Annotated in this window: 14 protein-coding genes; 9 read left to right on the top strand and 5 right to left on the bottom strand. The window is 62.9% G+C overall.

Annotated elements, in window-relative coordinates:
- Window positions 1–37: 37 nt before the first annotated feature.
- Window positions 38–1750 carry a methionine--tRNA ligase gene (gene metG / locus ACP15O_RS02755; RefSeq protein ID WP_425094506.1) on the top strand — a complete coding sequence of 571 codons (1713 nt, stop codon included), beginning with the start codon at window positions 38–40 and terminating at the stop codon, window positions 1748–1750.
- A 65-nt stretch (window positions 1751–1815) separates the two neighbouring features.
- Window positions 1816–3351: an acetolactate synthase large subunit gene (locus ACP15O_RS02750; protein WP_425094505.1), complete on the top strand. Its 1536-nt coding sequence runs from the start codon at window positions 1816–1818 to the stop codon at window positions 3349–3351.
- A gap of 68 nt (window positions 3352–3419) precedes the next feature.
- On the opposite strand, the gene ACP15O_RS02745 is transcribed toward ACP15O_RS02750, so the two are convergent.
- Genes ACP15O_RS02745 through glpD form a run of 3 tightly spaced genes read right to left on the bottom strand, consistent with a single transcriptional unit; the run spans window position 3420 to window position 7055 of the window.
- Window positions 3420–3926, bottom strand: a complete 507-nt coding sequence (locus ACP15O_RS02745; protein WP_425094504.1) for an alkylphosphonate utilization protein — start codon at window positions 3924–3926, stop codon at window positions 3420–3422.
- A gap of 53 nt (window positions 3927–3979) precedes the next feature.
- Complete coding sequence (glpK, locus tag ACP15O_RS02740; RefSeq protein ID WP_425094503.1) at window positions 3980–5458, bottom strand: glycerol kinase GlpK; 1479 nt, start codon at window positions 5456–5458, stop codon at window positions 3980–3982.
- A gap of 37 nt (window positions 5459–5495) precedes the next feature.
- Window positions 5496–7055, bottom strand: a complete 1560-nt coding sequence (gene glpD, locus ACP15O_RS02735; RefSeq protein WP_425094502.1) for a glycerol-3-phosphate dehydrogenase — start codon at window positions 7053–7055, stop codon at window positions 5496–5498.
- A 240-nt stretch (window positions 7056–7295) separates the two neighbouring features.
- On the opposite strand from glpD, the gene ACP15O_RS02730 reads away from it, so the two are divergent.
- From ACP15O_RS02730 to ACP15O_RS02705, 6 genes are all read left to right on the top strand, one after another.
- The gene (locus tag ACP15O_RS02730; RefSeq protein ID WP_425094501.1) at window positions 7296–8726 is read left to right on the top strand and encodes a circularly permuted type 2 ATP-grasp protein; all 1431 of its coding nucleotides are present in this window, start codon (window positions 7296–7298) and stop codon (window positions 8724–8726) included.
- Window positions 8727–8729: 3 nt separating this feature from the next.
- Window positions 8730–9671 carry an alpha-E domain-containing protein gene (locus tag ACP15O_RS02725; protein ID WP_425094500.1) on the top strand — a complete coding sequence of 314 codons (942 nt, stop codon included), beginning with the start codon at window positions 8730–8732 and terminating at the stop codon, window positions 9669–9671.
- 4 nt (window positions 9672–9675) lie between these two features.
- Window positions 9676–10491, top strand: coding sequence for a transglutaminase family protein (locus ACP15O_RS02720; protein ID WP_425094499.1), 816 nt, complete (start codon window positions 9676–9678; stop codon window positions 10489–10491).
- A gap of 31 nt (window positions 10492–10522) precedes the next feature.
- Window positions 10523–11260, top strand: a complete 738-nt coding sequence (locus ACP15O_RS02715; RefSeq protein WP_425094498.1) for a proteasome-type protease — start codon at window positions 10523–10525, stop codon at window positions 11258–11260.
- 225 nt (window positions 11261–11485) lie between these two features.
- The gene (locus ACP15O_RS02710) at window positions 11486–12445 is read left to right on the top strand and encodes an efflux RND transporter periplasmic adaptor subunit (RefSeq protein WP_425094497.1); all 960 of its coding nucleotides are present in this window, start codon (window positions 11486–11488) and stop codon (window positions 12443–12445) included.
- Window positions 12438–15638, top strand: coding sequence for an efflux RND transporter permease subunit (locus ACP15O_RS02705; RefSeq protein ID WP_425094496.1), 3201 nt, complete (start codon window positions 12438–12440; stop codon window positions 15636–15638). Before ACP15O_RS02710 ends, ACP15O_RS02705 begins: the two co-directional genes overlap by 8 nt.
- Before the next feature lie 202 nt (window positions 15639–15840).
- On the opposite strand, the gene ACP15O_RS02700 is transcribed toward ACP15O_RS02705, so the two are convergent.
- Together ACP15O_RS02700 and ACP15O_RS02695 are read right to left on the bottom strand one after the other, a co-directional pair.
- Window positions 15841–16509, bottom strand: coding sequence for a DNA-3-methyladenine glycosylase I (locus ACP15O_RS02700; protein ID WP_425094495.1), 669 nt, complete (start codon window positions 16507–16509; stop codon window positions 15841–15843).
- A 59-nt stretch (window positions 16510–16568) separates the two neighbouring features.
- On the bottom strand, window positions 16569–17156 hold the full coding sequence (locus ACP15O_RS02695) for a riboflavin synthase (protein WP_425094494.1): 588 nt from the start codon (window positions 17154–17156) through the stop codon (window positions 16569–16571).
- Window positions 17157–17303: 147 nt separating this feature from the next.
- On the opposite strand from ACP15O_RS02695, the gene ACP15O_RS02690 reads away from it, so the two are divergent.
- A complete protein-coding gene (locus ACP15O_RS02690; RefSeq protein ID WP_425094493.1) occupies window positions 17304–18596 on the top strand; it encodes a capsule biosynthesis protein in 1293 nt (430 codons plus the stop codon).
- Window positions 18597–18653: the final 57 nt, after the last annotated feature.

Genomic DNA, 18653 nt, shown 5'->3' with positions numbered 1-18653 from the left:
TAAAGGAAGCGGGCAACGCATCGAAGGGCAAGCGTATATGGCACGTCATCTGATCACCTCGGCAATTCCTTATATCAATGGGATCAAGCATTTGGGCAATCTTGTGGGCTCTCAGTTGCCTGCCGATCTTTTTGCCCGTTATCAGCGTGCCCGCGGCAATGAAGTGTTGTTTTTGTGCGCAACCGACGAGCATGGCACGCCCGCCGAGCTGGCCGCGGCCAAGGCCGGGCAGCCTGTTGCGGAATATTGCGCCCAGATGCATGAGGTTCAGGCCAGGATCGCCGAAGGGTTCCGCCTGTCCTTTGATCATTTCGGCCGGTCCTCCAGCCCTGAAAATCATGCGTTGACCCAGCATTTGGCCGGCAAACTGGCTGAAAACGGTCTGATCCGCGAAGTCACTGAAAACCAGATGTATTCCAAGGCCGATGGCCGTTTCCTGCCCGACCGCTATATCGAGGGCACCTGCCCCAATTGCGGTTTCGACAGCGCGCGGGGCGATCAGTGCGACAATTGCACCAAGCAGCTGGACCCGGTGGAGTTGATCAACCCGCACTCGACCATCAGCGGCTCGACCGATCTGGAGATGCGCGAGACCAAGCACCTGTACCTGTGCCAATCCAAGATGAAAAACCAGCTGGAGGAATGGATCGACACGCGCGAGGGCTGGCCGGTTCTGACCACCTCGATCGCTAAGAAATGGCTGAATGACGGCGACGGCCTGCAAGACCGCGGGATCACTCGCGATCTGGACTGGGGCATTCCGGTGAAAAAGGGCGATCAGGATTGGCCCGGCATGGAGGGCAAGGTTTTCTATGTCTGGTTTGATGCGCCCATCGAGTACATCGCCTGTGCCCAGGAATGGGTGAATGCGGGCAAGGGCGACGACTGGGCCCGCTGGTGGCGCACCGACAAGGGCGCCGATGACGTGACCTATACCCAGTTCATGGGTAAGGATAACGTGCCGTTCCATACGCTCTCCTTCCCAGCCACCATGCTGGGCTGCGGCGAGCCGTGGAAGCTGGTCGATTACATCAAATCCTTCAACTACCTGAACTATGACGGCGGCCAGTTCTCTACCTCGCGCGGGCGCGGGGTATTCATGGATCAGGCGCTGGAGATCCTGCCCGCCGATTACTGGCGCTGGTGGCTGCTAAGCCATGCGCCCGAAAGCTCGGACAGCGAATTCACCTGGGAAAACTTCCAGGCTGCGGTCAACAAGGATCTGGCCGATGTGCTGGGCAATTTCGTCAGCCGGATCACCAAGTTCTGCCGCTCGAAATTCTCTGAAACCGTGCCCGAAGGCGGCAGCTTTGGTGCAGCCGAGGAAGCGCTGATCGCCGATCTGACCGGCAAAATCCGCGCCTATGAACAGTTCATGGAGGACAAAGAGGTCCGCAAGGCCGCGCAGGAATTGCGCTCGATCTGGGTGGCGGGCAATGAATATCTGCAAGCCGCCGCGCCCTGGTCCACCTTCAAAACCGACCCCGAGCAAGCCGCCGCACAGGTGCGTCTGGGGCTGAACCTGATCCGGCTCTATGCGGTTTTGTCCGCGCCCTTCATTCCCGATGCCAGCGCTGCGATGCTGGCGGCCATGCAGACCACCGATAGCAGCTGGCCCGATGACGTGCCCGCCGCGCTGAATGCCCTGCCGGCGGGCCATGGCTTTACCGTGCCGGACGTGCTGTTCAGCAAGATCACCGATGATCAGCGCAGCGAATGGCAGGAACGCTTTGCCGGGGTTCGGACCTGACGGCAGCCCTTGGCCTTGGCCGCGAAACATGCAAACTCCCTCTTATAGCGAGAGGGAGTTTTTTCATGAACGGAGCCGAGGCCCTGGTCCAAAGTCTGTTGAACGCAGGCATCGACACATGTTTCGCCAATCCCGGCACAAGCGAGATGCACTTCGTCGCCGCGCTGGATCGCCATCCGGGGATGCGCTGCGTTCTGGGCCTGTTCGAGGGCGTGGTGACAGGTGCCGCCGATGGCTATGGCCGGATGATGGACAAACCGGCCGTCACCCTGATGCATTGCGGCCCCGGCCTGACCAATGGCATGGCCAACCTGCACAACGCGCGCCGCGCCAATACGCCAGTGCTGAATCTGATCGGCGATCAGGCCGACAGTATCGTGGCCGAAGACCCGCCGCTCACCGCCGACACCACCGCTCTGGCGCAAACTCTGTCCGTCTGGACCCGCCGCAGCCACGATCCCGCGCGCGTTGCCGCCGACGCGATGGAGGGCCTGCGCGCCAGTCTCGAATCCCCCGGCGTGGCCTCACTGATCCTGCCCTCGGATGCTGCCTGGACCGAGGGCGGCCAACTGGCCCCCGCCCTGCCCCCTGCCGCCCCCACCGGCCCCACCGGCCTGGCCGTGGACCGCGCCGCGCAAATGCTGACCAATGGGCGCAAAACCGTGCTGCTGCTGTCCAACCGCGCCCTGCGCGAGGCGCCACTGGAACTCGCCGGCCGCATCGCCCACAAAACCGGCGCCCGCCTGATGACCCTGTCGCAAATCCCGCGCCTTCAGGCCGGCCTGGGCCGTGTCCCGATTGAACGCATCCCCTACAATGTGGATCTCTCGATCAAAGCCCTGGCCGGAACCGAGCAGATCATCCAGATCGGAGCCCGCACGCCGGTCAATTTCTTCGCCTACCCCGGCAAGCCCAACACCCCCATGCCACAGGGCTGCACATGCCACCTGGTCACCCGCCCCGATCAGGATCACATGGCCGCGCTGGACGCCATCGCCCAGGCCGTGGGGGCCAAAACCGATGCGCCTCGGCCCGATGTCCCCGATCACGGCCCCCTCACAGGCCGCCCCACCCCCGAGCTTCTGGGCGCAGCCATCCAGCAAACCCTGCCCGAAAACGCAATCATCGTGGACGAAAGCGTCAGCTACGGCCGCGCCCTTCTGCCCGCATTCTGGACAGCCGCCCCGCATGACTACCTGCACCTGAACGGAGGCTCGATCGGCCTGGGCATCCCCATGGCCACCGGCGCCGCCACCGCCTGCCCGGACCGCCGCGTCGTCGCGCTCCAGGCCGACGGCTCCGCCCTCTACACCCTCCAGGGCCTGTGGACGCAGGCCCGCGAAGGCCTGAACGTCACCACCATCGTCCTGTCCAACCGCAGCTATGCCATCCTTCAGGGCGAAATGACCGCCGTCGGCGCCACCATGGGCGCCGCCGCACACGATCTCTTCACCCTCGACCGCCCAGCGCCCGACTGGCAATCGCTGGCCCGCGGTTTCGGCATCCCCGCCACCCGCGCTCAGACAATCGAAACCCTGATCACACAAATCAACCGAGCCAACGCCACCCCCGGCCCCAGCCTGATCGAACTGCTGATCTGATCCCGTTTCTTTCTGACAGCAATACTCCGGGGTGAATGCGCGCAGCGCAGAGGGGCAGCGCCCCTCCTTCAGCTTTTCCTGACAAACTGCGTCAGGATCACAATGCGCTGCCCATCCACCCGGCCCTCGATCTGCCCGGCATTGTCCGGCACCAGCGAGATATTGCGCACAGCCGTGCCCCGCTTGGCGGTGAAACCCGCACCCTTCACCGGCAGATCCTTGATCAGCACCACACTGTCCCCCTGCGCCAGAATCGCGCCATTGCTGTCACGATGCGGGGTCGATGCCTCGTCCATCCCCGCCTCGGCCCAGGACAGCACCTCCGGCTCCAGATAGGCGATATCCAGAACATCCGTCGCCCAGGCCGTATTCAAAGCGCGCAGCAACCGATAGGCCAGAACCTGAACCGCTGGCTCGGGGCTCCAGATCGCCTCATTAAGACAGGTCCAATGCGGCCCATCCGTCACTTCTCCGGCCAGGCCCGCGGCGCATGTGGCACAGAGCGTCACCACATCCTCGCGCGGCGCAACCGCATGATCCCAGGCCTCAGCGGCCCCACATAGCTGACAGCTCATATCCCGATTCCCTGTATGATTCCTGCGTCTTATACCTGCACCTGCGGCTCTGGTCAGACCGTCATCGCCGCCGCCACGGCACGTTTCCACCGGGCGTATTTTTCTGCGCGCGCGGCGGGCGGCATCTGCGGGTCGAACCGCCGCTCGGCCGCCCAGCCCGCCGCAAACCCGGCCCGATCGGGATAGAGCCCCGCCCGCATCCCCGCCAGCCAGGCCGCACCGCGCGCTGTTGTCTCCAGCACTTGGGGCCGATCCACCGGCGCGCCCAGAATATCCGCCAGAAACTGCATCGTCCAATCCGAGGCCGCCATGCCCCCGTCCACACGCAGCACCGTCTCGCTTGCCGAAGGCCAGTCGGCGCGCATCGCCTCCAGCAGATCACGGGTCTGCAATCCGACGCTTTCCAGCGCGGCGCGGGTAAATTCCGCAGGGCCCGAATTGCGCGTCAGACCGAACACCGCCCCCCGCGTCTGCGGCGCCCAATACGGCGCGCCCAGCCCGGTGAACGCCGGCACGATCACCAAATCCTGCGCCGGGTCCGCAGCCCGCGCCAGCGCACCGCTTTCGCTGGCTTTTTCCAGAATTCCCAGCCCGTCCCGCAGCCATTGCACCACGGCCCCCGCAATAAAAATCGAGCCCTCCAGCGCATAGGTTCGTCGCCCATCCAGTTGATAAGCAATTGTAGTCAGTAGCTTATTTTCAGACATAACCGGCACTTCTCCGGTATTGAGCAACGCGAAACAGCCCGTCCCATAAGTGGATTTCATCATGCCGGGCTGAAAACATGCCTGCCCGATCGTGGCCGCCTGCTGATCGCCCGCAACGCCCAAAATCGGGGTCCGCGCGCCCAGCAGATCGGTCTCGCCAAAATCGGCGGCACAGTCGCGCACCTCGGGCAGCAGGCTGCGCGGGATGTCCAGAGCGGCGCAGATTTCAGGGCTCCAATCGCCTGTGTGGATGTCAAACAGCAAGGTCCGCGCGGCGTTGGTGGCATCGGTGGCATGAACCCGTCCGCCGGTCAGTTTCCAGATCAGATAGCAATCCACCGTGCCAAAGCGCAGCTTGCCCGCCTCGGCCCGCGCGCGGGCACCGGCGACGTTCTCCAGCAGCCATTTCAGCTTGGTGCCGGAAAAATACGGATCGAGCAGCAGCCCCGTCTGCTGGCGCACGGTCTGCTCAAGCCCCGCCGCGCGCAACGTATCGCACAGGTCCGCTGTCCGCCGGTCCTGCCAGACGATAGCATTGTGCAGGCATTCCCCCGTCTCGGCATCCCACAGCAGGGTTGTCTCGCGCTGGTTGGTGATCCCGATCCCGGCAATATCCGCCCCCGTCAGCCCGGCCTGCGCCACGGCCTGCTGGGCGGACCGGGCGGTGGTGTCCCACAAATCCTGTGGCGCGTGCTCGACCCAGCCAGAGGCCGGAAAATACTGTGGGAATTCGTGCTGGGCCACGGCAATCGCCCGCATCCGAGCATCAAACACAATCGCGCGGCTGGATGTCGTGCCCTGATCGAGCGCCAGAATATAGCCCATCGTTTCCTCCTGAACTGCGTGCAGTCTGCCCCGGAAATCAAGCACTTGCCAAGTGATCTTGCATCCAGGCGTCAATCTGCGCGATCTGATCTTGCGTCAGATGCAGCCCCAGGCGCGTGCGCCGCCAGACCACATCCTGCGCACTGCGAGCAAATTCATGAGCGATCAGCCAGCGTAGCTCGGGTTCGAAAAGCCCCGCGCCGAAATCGCGGCCCAGATCGTCCAGCCCCCTGGGATGGCCCAGAACCTGCTGCACCTCGGTGCCGTAGCAACGGAACAGGCGCTGCACCTGCGCGGGCGGCAAAAACGGCAGCGCCGCCTGAAGATCGGCCAAACGCTGCGCCGTTTCAGCCACGGGAAAATCCCCACCAGCCAGGGGCACCCGCGCAGTCCAGCCCGGCCCCATCTGCGCAAACCAGGGCGCCAGACGATTGACCGCCTGCTCGGACAATTTGCGATACGAGGTGATCTTACCGCCGAAAACCGACACAAGCGGCGCGCCGCTCCGATCCAGTTTCAGCACGTAATCGCGTGTGGCCGAGCGCGCATCCCCCGCCCCGTCATCATACAGCGGCCGCACCCCTGAGAAGCTCCAGACGATGTCCTCGGCGCGCAGTGGCTGGCGGAAATAGCGGTTGGCGAACCCCAGCAGATAATCGCGCTCGGCCGGGGTGCATTCAGCGGCTGTCTCGGCCCCCGGATGATCCTGATCGGTGGTGCCAATCAGGGTGAAATCCTGCTCATAGGGAATGGCGAAAATGATCCGCCCGTCCACGCCTTGCAGGAAATAGCAGCGCGCATGGTCAAACATCCGCGGCACCACGATGTGACTGCCGCGCACCAGACGGACGCGCGCGGTGGGCTGCACGCCCTCGATCCGGTCCAGCACCCGTTCGACCCAGGGCCCTGCCGCGTTCACCAGCGCGCGCGCCTGAACGGTGCGGCTCTGCCCGTCCGTTTCCAGCGTGATCTGCCAGTGATCCGCCGCGCGCCGGGCCGCCGTCATGCGAGTGCGCACCATCACATCCGCGCCTCGCCGGGCCGCATCGCGCGCGTTCAGCGACACCAGCCGCGAATCCTGCACCCAGACATCGGAATATTCAAAAGCCTTGCGAAAATCGGGCCGCAAAGCCGCCCCCGCCGCATCGCGCGACAGATTCACAGACCGCGTTCCCGGCAGCAGTTTGCGCCCGCCCAGATGGTCATACAGAAACAGGCCGAACCGGATCATCCAGGCCGGGCGCCGGCCCTTTAGCCAGGGGAAAACGCTGGCCAGCAACCGCGAGGCCGGGGTCTGCCCCTCGAACCGCATATCCGCGTGATAGGGCAGCACAAACCGCATCGGCCAGGCGATATGCGGCATCGCGGCCAGCAGGGTCTCGCGTTCGATCAGGGCCTCGCGGACCAGGCGCAGTTCGAAATATTCCAGATAGCGCAGCCCGCCGTGAAACAGCTTGGTCGAGGCCGAGGACGTCGCCCCCCCCAGATCGCCCATTTCCGCCAGCCCGACCCGCAGCCCCCGGCCCGCCGCATCGCGCGCAATCCCGCAGCCATTCACGCCGCCGCCGATGACGAACAGATCATAGAGGTCTTTCATGATGCGCTCCTTTGCGATCTACCTGCGCGCGCCGGCGCGGCAGGTCAAGCGGGCCTTCACGTCATGCCGCAATCTTCTTACGGTCTTCATCAAACCGTTACCTGCCGCATTTGCGCCCACTTGCACAAAAATTAGGCCACATCACGCAGGCCGCCCGGAAAGGAACGTCGATCTCTTGTGCATTTGCCCGCAAAGCCATCAAATTAACCTATCCAGGCAACGCTCGACACATGCGAGACCATGAACACGAAACCACACTTCTTCGATGAGATGTTCGACGCCTCGGGATCGCCCCGAGCCCCCTACAGCCTCTATAATGAGTGGTTCGGCCAGGAAGACACCAAGCATCTGCGCAAGAAATCGCAAGAGGCCGAGGCCTTCTTTCGCCGGATCGGCATCACTTTCAACGTCTATGGGCAGCAAGAAGCAGACGAGCGTCTGATCCCCTTTGACATCGTTCCGCGCATCATTTCGGCGCGCGAATGGGCCCGTCTGGAACAAGGGATCGAGCAGCGCGTGCGCGCGATCAACGCCTTCCTTTATGACATCTACCACCGGCAGGAAATCCTGCGGGCCGGGCGGGTTCCCAAGGATCTGATCGCCCGGAACGAGGCGTTCTTGCCGCAGATGATCGGCCTGAACCCGCCCGGCGGGGTCTATACCCATATCGTGGGCACCGATCTGGTGCGCACCGGGGAAAACGAATTTTTCGTGCTCGAAGACAACGCGCGCACGCCCTCGGGGGTCAGCTATATGCTGGAAAACCGCGAGACCATGCTTCAGATGTTCCCCGAGCTGTTCACCAAGCTGAAGGTGCGGCCGGTGTCCTCGTACCCGCAAAATCTGCGCCGCTCGCTGTCCGATTGCGCCCCTGACGCCTGCGTCGGAGACCGCCCCGTGCTGGCCGTTCTGACGCCGGGGATCTATAATTCAGCCTATTTCGAACACGCCTTCCTAGCCGATCAGATGGGCGCCGAGCTGGTGGAATCCCACGATCTGCGCATCGTGGACGGGCGTGTCTGTATGCGCACCACGCGCGGCTATCAGCCGATTGACGTGCTGTATCGCCGTGTCGATGACGACTATCTGGACCCGCTGAACTTCAACCCGGATTCGATGCTGGGCGTGCCCGGCATCATGGATGTCTATCGCGCGGGCGGCATCACCATCGCCAACGCGCCGGGCACCGGGATTGCGGACGATAAGGCTTTGTATTCCTACATGCCTGATATTGTTGAGTTTTACACGGGCGAAAAGGCGATCTTGCAAAACGTGCCAACCTGGCGCTGCTCGGAGCCCGACAGCCTGAAATACGTGCTGGATAACCTGGCCGATCTGGTGGTGAAAGAGGTCCACGGGTCCGGCGGCTACGGCATGTTGGTCGGCCCCGCCGCCAGCAAACGCGAGCTGGAGCGTTTCGCCAGAAAACTGCGCGCCCGCCCGTCCAATTATATCGCGCAGCCCACGCTGGCCCTGTCCACCGTGCCGATCATGGCGAAAAAGGGCCTGGCCCCGCGCCATGTGGACCTGCGCCCGTTTGTGCTGGTCTCGCCCGACAAGGTGCGCATCACCCCCGGAGGCCTGACCCGCGTCGCGCTGAAAGAGGGCTCTTTGGTGGTGAATTCCTCGCAGGGCGGTGGAACCAAAGATACCTGGGTGCTGGGGGATTAAAACATGCTGGGAAAAACCGCTGGCGGCCTGTTTTGGATGTTCCGCTATCTTGAACGCTGCGAAAATACCGCCCGCCTGCTGGACGCGGGCTGGCGCATCGCGCTGACGCGCTCGGGCGATACCACGGGCGAATGGGAAAGCGTGATCAACACCGCCGGAATCCGCGATCTGTACAATCAGAAATACGACAATTTCGACGCGGCCAATGTGATTAGCTTTCTGCTGCGCGACCCGGATAACCCATCGTCGGTGCTGTCCTCAATCACGGCGGCGCGGTCAAATGCGCGGCTGGTCCGCACGGCGCTGTCCTCTGAGGTGTGGGAGGCCGTGAACGAATACTGGATGGCGATGAAGGCCGCCCTGGCCCGCCCGGTGACGCAGAAAAACCTGGCTGGCATCCTGTCCGAAATCCGCAACCGTACCGCCATCGTGCGCGGCACGCTGCATGGCACGATGCTGCGCAACGACATCTATAATTTCTGCCGTCTGGGCACTTTCGTGGAACGCGCCGACAACACCGCGCGCATTCTGGACGTGAAATACTATGTGCTGCTGCCCTCGGCCTCGTTCGTGGGCTCGTCCATGGATAATGCGCAGTGGGAAAATATTCTGCGCTCGGTCTCGGCGGAACGGGCTTTTTCCTGGCTGAACGGAGGCGAGATCACCCCCGTCGCCATCGCCGAATTCCTGCTGCTGGACCGGCGGATGCCGCGCAGCCTGGCCTTCTGCCATTCAAAAATTCTGGAAAACCTGGACCTTCTGGAAAGCGATTACGGCCAGCGCCAGCCCTGCCAGGATCTGTCGGAAAAATGCACCGCTCGGTTCCGAAATCGCCGCGTCTCTGAGATTTTCGAAGAGGGCCTGCACGAATTCCTGGAAAGCGCGATCCACAGCACCGCCCATCTGGCCGCCCAGATCGAGCAAGACTACAGGTTTTACGGGTGACCCCATGCGACTAAGCATTTCTCATTTAACTACATACACTTATGAACACCCTGACAGCTATGCTCTGCTGCAATTACGGCTAAAACCGCGGGATGGGCATGGCCAAACGGTGATCGACTGGAGCACCGAAGTGACCGGCGGCACCCCGCAGCTCAGCTTTGATGATGAATACGGTAACCATGTGGACCTGATCCTGGTGGACCCCGACGCAACCCAGCTGACCATCGCCTCAGAGGGGATCGTCGATGTCGAGGATCACGCCGGCGTTCTGGGCACGCATAAGACATTCACGCCGCTGTGGCTCTATGAGGCGGCCACGCCGCTGACCGCGCCGGGCAAATCCCTGCGCAAGCTGGCCACCCGGATGAAGGCGCTTGCGGACGAGCCCTTGCTGTCCCGAATGCACACATTGTCGGCGCTGATCGCCGAGACCGTCACCTATGAAACCGGCCGCACCGATGCCGCCACCACGGCCGAGACCGCCCTGGCTGCGGGCCACGGGGTTTGCCAGGATCACGCCCATATCATGATCGCCGTGGCGCGGCTGATGGGGGTGCCGGCGCGCTATGTCTCGGGCTATCTGCTGATGGATGACCGCACGCAGCAGGACGCCGCCCATGCCTGGGCCGAGGTCTGGATCGACGGGCTGAGCTGGGTTGGCTTCGATGTTTCGAACGCGATCTGCCCCGATGATCGCTATGTGCGTGTGGCCGTGGGCCGCGATTATCGCGACGCGGCGCCGACCCATGGAATTCGCCACGGTACGGGCGGCGAAGATCTGTCCGTGGCCTTGAAAATCCAAAGCCAGACGGGCCAATAAGAGCACGCGCTTTCGAATCGGAACAGGAAACATGACTTATTGCGTCGGGCTCTGCCTTAACCACGGATTGGTGTTCATGTCGGACACCCGGACGAATGCCGGTGTGGATAACATCTCGACCTTCAAAAAGATGTCCACCTGGGAAATCCCCGGCGAGCGCGCCATCACCATCATGAGCGCAGGCAATCTGGCCACCACCCAGGCGGTGATCAGCATTCTGGAGGAACGCGCCAAAGAGGTCGCGGACCGCGATCCGGGCCTTCTGTCTGCCCAATCCATGTTCCAGGTCGCCACTCTGGTGGGCCGCACCCTCAAAGAGGTCATCGCCACCAATGCTCAGGCCGGCCAGCGCGCTGACAGTGCCTTTAACGCGACCTTGCTGGTCGGCGGGCAGGTGGGCGACGGGCAGATGCGCCTGTTCCTGATCTACCCCGAAGGCAATTTCATCGAGGCCGGCGCGGACACCCCGTTCTTTCAGATCGGCGAGACGAAATACGGCCGACCGATCATCCTGCGGGCCTATGATCCGGACATGTCCTTCGAAGAGGCGATCAAACTGCTGCTGGTCAGCTTTGATTCCACGATCAAGGCAAACCTGTCCGTCAGCCCGCCGCTGGACGTGCATGTCTATGAGAAGGACAGCCTGAAAATCGGCCGCACGTTCCGGATCGAAGGGGATGATCCCTATTTTCTGGAAATCTCGAACGGATGGGGCGTGGCCCTGCGTGAGGCCTTTTCCCATCTGCCGGAATTCACGTTCAAAGACTAAGGCACCTCCGTATTCTGTGCGGCTTTGGGGCAGGCTCGCCGAAGCGTCTTAATTTTACGTAAACATCTTGGCGATATCGCCTATGATCTAGCGCAAAGCCTGGATTGCGCCCGGCGGGTATTTTCCCTGGGGTAAGCTCTTCGGGCTTGTAAATCTGGCTCGGCAATCATATTCCAGAGTCAGAATGTGAATACATTGGCACACAGCGCCGAAAGGACCCCACTGATGAAACGCCTGATGACTGCCATTTTGCTGGGGCTGCTGCCCTCGATTGCTGCGGCCGGGGATATTCCGCTGCGCCCCAGCCCCGTCACCGAATGGAAGGCCGTTTATGGCCGGATCGAGGCCCGAGACCGGGTGCCCGCCCGCGCGCGCATCGGCGGCACGCTGACCCAGCTGACCGTCACCGAGGGCGATCTGGTGACAGCCGGGCAGGCTCTGGCCACGATTGTGGATGAAAAACTGGATTTTCAGCTGGGCGCGATTGATGCGCAGCTGACCTCGCTGCGCTCGCAGCTGGAAAACGCCGAAACCGAGCTGCAACGCGGCGAGGAATTGCTGGCGCGCGGCGTGACCACCGTGCAGCGGCTGGATGCTCTGCGCACACAGGTTGAGGTGCTGACCGGCCAGATCGAGGCCACCACCGCCAATCGCCGCGTCATCGAACAGCAAACCGCCGAGGGCACCGTTCTGGCCCCTGCGACGGGCCGCGTTCTGGATGTGCCCGTTACCAAGGGGGCCGTGCTGCTGCCGGGCGAGGCCGTGGCCACCATCGGCGGCGGCGGGTTCTTTCTGCGACTGGCCATCCCCGAACGCCACGCCACGGCGCTAGAGGTCGGGGCCGACATCCAGATCGAGGGCGCGACTGGCACGCTGGTGCGCATCTACCCGCAGATCGAAAACGGCCGCGTGATCGCCGATGTCGAGGTCGCCGGCCTGCCCGACGCCTTTGTCGATGCTCGTGTTCTGGTGCGTATCCCGGTGGGGCAGCGCATGGCTCTGGTGATCCCGCAAGAGCGGCTGATCACCCGGCAAGGGCTTGATTTCGTGGCCGTTCTGCATGAGGGCGCTCCGATTTTGAAAACCGTCGTTCCCGGCGTGGCCCAGGACGGAATGGTGGAAATTCTGACCGGGCTGACCGCCGGTGACGTGCTGACCGACATCCAAGAGGCCAACCATGAGTGAGCCGCAGAAACTGGGCATTGCGGGCGGGCTGACGCGCGCCTTTATCACCTCGCCGCTGACGCCGCTGTTCATCATCGCCGCGCTGGCCGTGGGGATCGTGGCGCTGATCACCCTGCCGCGCGAAGAAGAGCCGCAGATCTCGGTGCCTCTGGTGGACATCCATTTGCAGGCGCCGGGCCTGAAGGCCCCCGATGCCGTCAAACTGGTCACCGAGCCGATGGAGACCATCGTCAAGGGCATCAACGGGGTCGAGCATGTCTACTCGCAAACCGAGGATGACGGCGCCATGGTCACTGCGCGGTTTGTCGTGGGCACCTCGGCGGATGCGGCGATTCTGCGGGTGCACGATAAGATCCGCGCCAATATGGATCGCATCCCCGTGGGCATCCCCGAGCCGCTGATCGTGGGGCGCGGGATTGATGACGTCGCGATTGTCTCGCTGACGCTCTCGCCCAAGCCGGGGCATGACGACATCACCGCCAATGACCTGACCCGCATCGCGCGTGAGCTGCGCGCCGAAGTGTCGAAAATCGGCGATGTCGGCCTGACATATCTGGTCGGCGAAGCCCCCGAGGCAATCCGCGTGACGCCCGATCCGGACCGGCTGGCGCTGTACGGCGCAACGCTGCAACAGCTGGCCGGTAAGGTGCAGGGGGCGAACGCCTCGCAAAACACGGGCAAGCTGCGCGACGCAGGCCAGATGATTGACCTTGTGGCCGGCGAAACCCTGACCACGCCCGCGGAAATCGCCAGCCTGCTGGTCACTACCCGCGACGGGCGGCCTGTCTATGTCAGTGACGTGGCGGATGTGGAATTCATCGCCGACAGCTCGGATCAGATCTCCGCCAATGTCAGCAAACAGGATGGGCAGATCCTGCGCGCCCCTGCCGTCACCCTGGCCGTGGCCAAACGCGCAGGCGCCAATGCCGTGGTCGTGGCCGAGGAAATCCTGCACAAAATCCACATGGCCGAGGGCCGCCTGATCCCCGACACGATCGCCGTGCAGATCACCCGCGATTACGGCGAAACCGCCAATGAAAAGGCCAACGAGCTGCTGTTCCATCTGGGTCTGGCCACCGTGTCCATCATCGGGCTGGTGCTGCTGGCCATCGGCTGGCGCGAATCCATCGTGGTGGCGATTGTCATTCCGGTGACCATCCTGCTGACGCTGTTTGCGGCCTGGATCATGGGCTATACGCTGAACCGGGTGTCGCTGTTCGCGCTGATCTTCTCGATCGGGATTTTGGTGGATGACGCCATCGTGGTGATCGAAAACATCGCCCGCCACTGGGGCATGAAGGACGGGCGCGACCGCAAACAGGCCGCGATTGATGCCGTGGCCGAGGTGGGCAACCCCACCATCGTCGCCACGCTGACGGTGGTTGCTGCGCTGCTGCCGATGCTGTTCGTCTCGGGGCTGATGGGGCCCTATATGTCGCCGATTCCGGCCAATGCCAGCGCCGCGATGATTTTTAGCTTCTTCGTGGCGGTGATGATCACGCCCTGGCTGATGCTGAAGGTGGCAAGCAAGGCCCCAACCCACGCCGAGGGCAGCGAACACGGCGGCCATGACGGCGGCGTCATGGGCCGCGCCTATGCGGCCATCGCCCGGCCCGTGCTGAAATCCAAGGGCATCAGCCTGGCGTTTCTGCTGATCACGGCGGTGCTGTCCTTCGGCTCTTTGGGCGCGCTGTATACCAAGGACGTGACCGTCAAACTGCTGCCCTTTGACAATAAATCCGAGCTGTCGGTGATCATCGACATGCCCGAAGGCACGAGCGTCGAGCAAACCGATGCCGTCGCCCAGGCCGTGGCCCGCAAGGTGCTGGAACTGCCCGAGGTCGTCTCGGCCCAGACCCACGCGGGCACCGCCGCACCGTTCAACTTCAACGGGCTGGTGCGGCACTATTATCTGCGCGAACGGCCCCATATGGGCGACGTGCAAATCCTGCTGACGCCCAAACATGACCGCGACCGCTCCAGCCACGAACTGGCGCTGGAAATCCGCCAGATGATCGCCCAGATCGACCTGCCCGCCGGCGCCAGCCTGAAAACCGTGGAACCCCCGCCCGGACCGCCCGTGATGGCCACCCTGCTGGCCGAGGTCTACGGCCCCACACCCCAGGCCCGGCGCGAAGCCGCCACCAAGATCCGCGCGGCCTTTGAAACCATCCCCTATGTGGTGGATGTGGATGACAGTTTCGGCACCCAGCCGCGCCGCCTGCGCGCCACGGTCAACACCGATAATCTGGAGTTCTTCCAGGTGCAGGAACAGGACGTGTTCGATACCATCGCCTTGTTGAACGCGGGCCAGACCGTGGGCTATTCGCACCGCGGCGCAGGCCGCCACCCCATCCCGATCCTGATCGCGCGGGACAAGGGAATGCGGGTGCTGGACGAAAGCTTCCTGTCCACGCCGATCCCCGCCAACGTCCTGCCCGGCGCGCGCGGCGTGGTGGAACTGGGTGACGTGATCGAGGTCAGCGAAGAATACGCCTCCTTCCCGATCTTCCGCCACAACGGCCGCTATGCCGAAATGGTCACGGCCGAGCTGGCCGGCGATTTCGAGGCCCCGCTCTATGGCATGATCGAGATCGCCGCCGCCCTGGACAAGATGGACTGGCCGACAGGCACCAAACCCACAATCAGCCTCTATGGCCAGCCGCAGGACGAATCCCAAACCACCCTGCTGTGGGATGGTGAATGGGAGGTCACATACGTCACCTTCCGCGACATGGGCGCAGCCTTCGGTGTGGCCCTGCTGGGCATCTATATCCTGGTTGTGGCGCAATTCGGCAGCTTCCGCCTGCCGCTGGTGATCCTGACGCCGATCCCGCTGACCTTCATGGGCATCATCTTCGGCCACTGGCTGTTCAAAGCCCCCTTCTCGGCCACCTCGATGATCGGCTTCATCGCGCTGGCAGGCATCATCGTACGCAACTCGATCCTGCTGGTCGATTTCATCCGCCATGCGGACGAAAGCCGCGGCAAGGTTCAGGTGCTGATCGACGCAGGCGCGATCCGCTTCAAACCGATCCTGCTGACCGCCATCGCGGCCATGATCGGCGCCGTGGTGATCCTGGCAGACCCGATTTTCCAGGGCCTGGCCATTTCCCTGCTGTTCGGTCTTCTGACCTCAACCCTGCTGACAGTGTTAGTCATCCCCGCAATCTACCGCGTGTTCAAAACCTAAAACAGAAAGCGCCCTTCGGGGCGTTTTCTACAGACGAGAGCCACCGGCAATTCACAGCGCTGCGCAATGAGTATTTTCATCAGAAAGAAACAAAGACGCTGATTTCAAGGAACTGCGAGCCGCAAAACGGCGCGGCATTCCGTTTCTTTGCTCTTCAAATACTCAAATCCGAACAGTGCGGCAGGCGCGGCGGGCTGCGCTGTTACGCAACGCTCATTGCCAGGACCTGACTGATCTGCGTCATCGGCCGGCCACTGTCCTTATGCCAGGTGTTAAACGCCCCCTGGACGGCCTTCATCGCGGTTTTTGAGGTCGGCGGCTTGTCCACCACGCCCTCTAGGATCAGGCGTTTGCTCACGTCGCCCGAGGTCACATAGGCATCCCAGCCCATCTGCCGCAACACGCGCATTGCTGTGTTTCCACCCAAGTGGGCACCGCGTTTGCCCAGCATTGTCACCAGTTCGTTCTGCTCTGTTACCGGCCAGCGCGCCAGATGTCCGCTGACATCTTCTGTTTCGGCTTGCAGATCCCGCAGCATCTGTGCGTTGGCGATCACGGACTGGATTTTGCGGCCATTGCGGACGATGCCCGGATCGGACAGCAGACGATCCACATCTTCATCGTGATAGAAAGCCACCCGGTTCACATCGAAATCATCGAAAGCCGCCCGGAAACCGGGCCATTTGGTTTCGATCACCGTCCAGCTGAAGCCCGCCTGAAACACTGCGCGGGCCATTTCCTGCAACCAGTCGCTGGCGGGCCGCCTGGCCAGTTCTTCAACCGGCGCGGGGGATTTCAGCAGTGCTTCGAGCGCGCCCGCACCGCCCTTGCGATCGGCGGCAATTTGAAAGATTTCGTCAAATCTGCGCATCTGGCCCTCCTGCTTGTGTCAACAGTGTAGGGCGCGCGGCGGCTCAGACCAGCCGAAAATCAACCGAACTCGCGCAGCCGCGCCACATAGCGGGCCAGCGTGTCGATTTCCAGGTTGATCCGGTCACCGATCTGCGCCCTGCCCCAGGTTGTCATTTCCTTGGTATGCGGGATGAAGTTGATGCCGAAATCGCAGCCCTGGACCTCGTTCACCGTCAGCGAGGTGCCGTTCAGCGCAACCGAGCCCTTGGGCGCGATGTATTTTGCCAGAGCTTCTGGCGCGCGCAGGGTGACGCGGGTGCTGTCGCCTTCCTCTGTCATCGCGATGATTTGCGCGACGCCATCCACATGGCCGGACACGATATGCCCGCCCAGCTCGTCTCCGACTTTCAGCGCGCGTTCCAGGTTTACCCGGTGGCCCACGGCCCAATCGCCCAGGTTTGTCTTGGACACGGTTTCCGCCGAGATTTCCACGTCATACCAATCGGGGCCTTTTTCGATCACTGTCAGGCAGACCCCATCGCTGGCAATCGAGGCCCCCATATCCACGCTGTCCATGTCATAGCGCGTCTGGATTCGGGCGCGCAAATCGCCGCGTTGCTCCAGCTCGGTGATCTGGCCAATATCGGTGATGATGCCGGTGAACATGTCGCTGTACCCTCTGCTATGACCCGTTGCCAATTCCCTAGCCCGCAGGCTGCCCCCTGGCAAGCCGGGCGGCGGCGTGAAAGGGTCTTATTTTTGCCAGGTATTGGCGGTAAGACTTTGTCAAAGAGGAGAGCATAGACAGACAAGATGGACAAAGACGCCGCACAAAACCGGGTTTTCCTGTTCTTGCAGGGGCCGCATGGACCGTTCTTTTACCGGCTGGGGCAGATGCTGCGCCGGGCGGGGGCGACGGTGTGGCGTGTGGGGTTCAATGCCGGGGATCGGGCGTTCTGGTTCGGTGGGGCGGGGTATCTGCCCTATGGGGGCACGCCGCAGGACTGGCCGGATCGGTTTGACGCGCTGATTGCGGAAAAGCAGGTCACGGATATCGTGCTCTATGGGGATACGCGCGACATCCATGCCCAGGCGATCCAGCGCGCCCGCGCCGCCGGTCTGCGCGTTCATGTGTTCGAGGAAGGCTATATGCGGCCCTTCTGGGTCAGTTACGAGCGCGGCGGCAGCAATGGTCATTCGCGGCTGATGGATCTATCCGTTGCCGACATGCGCAAGGCGCTGGAACAATACGACCCCGATACGCCGATGCCCCCCGCCCGTTGGGGCGACATGCGCCAGCACGTGTTTTATGGCGCGCTTTATCATTGGTTCGTGATGTTCCGGAACGGGGCCTATCCGAATTTCCGCGCCCATCGCGACCTGCCCGTGCACAAGGAATTCCGGCTGTATCTGAAACGCCTGCTGTTGATGCCCTTTCAGGCGGTCGAGCGCGGGCTGGCCACGCTGCGCATCCGCAATGGTGGCTTTCCCTATCATCTGGTGCTGTTGCAGCTAGAGCATGACAGCTCGTTCCGGATGCATTCGCCCTTTGAAACCATGTCAGAATTTCTGGAGCTGGTCCTGCGCGGCTTTGCCGAGGGTGCGCCGCGGCATCACCACCTGGTGATCAAGGCCCATCCGCTGGAGAACGGGCAACTGCCCCTGCACCGCGACATCCGCCATCTGGCAGGCCGTCTGGGCATTCGGGACCGGGTGCATTTCGTGCGCGGCGGCAAACTGGCGCGACTGCTGAACGATGCGCGCAGCGCGGTGACGGTGAACTCCACCGCGGCCCAGCAGGTGCTGTGGCGGGGCATCCCGCTCAAGGCTTTTGGCGCGGCCGTCTTCGACAAGCCCGAGTTCGTCTCGACCCAGCCGCTGCCCGAATTTTTCGCCCGCGCGCAGCGCCCCGATCTGGCCGCCTATCGCGATTATCGCCGGTATCTGCTGGAAACCAGCCAGATCGCGGGCGGGTTTTATTCCGCGCGGGGACGGCGGCAATTGCTGCGGCAGGTCGTCGATATGATGCTGACCCCCGAAGACCCCTATGATGCGCTGAAGGCCGGAACAGCGGCCCCAAGGCAACAGTTGCGTCTTGTCCGATAACGGACACAACCTGTAGCGCTGGATTTTTTATCCCGATTCCGGTACGTTGGACGCAAT

The sequence above is a fragment of the Youngimonas ophiurae (nom. illeg.) genome (assembly GCF_049803795.1).
Classification (GTDB): domain Bacteria; phylum Pseudomonadota; class Alphaproteobacteria; order Rhodobacterales; family Rhodobacteraceae; genus Thalassobius.
This window is presented reverse-complemented; position numbering and strand designations above follow the sequence as displayed.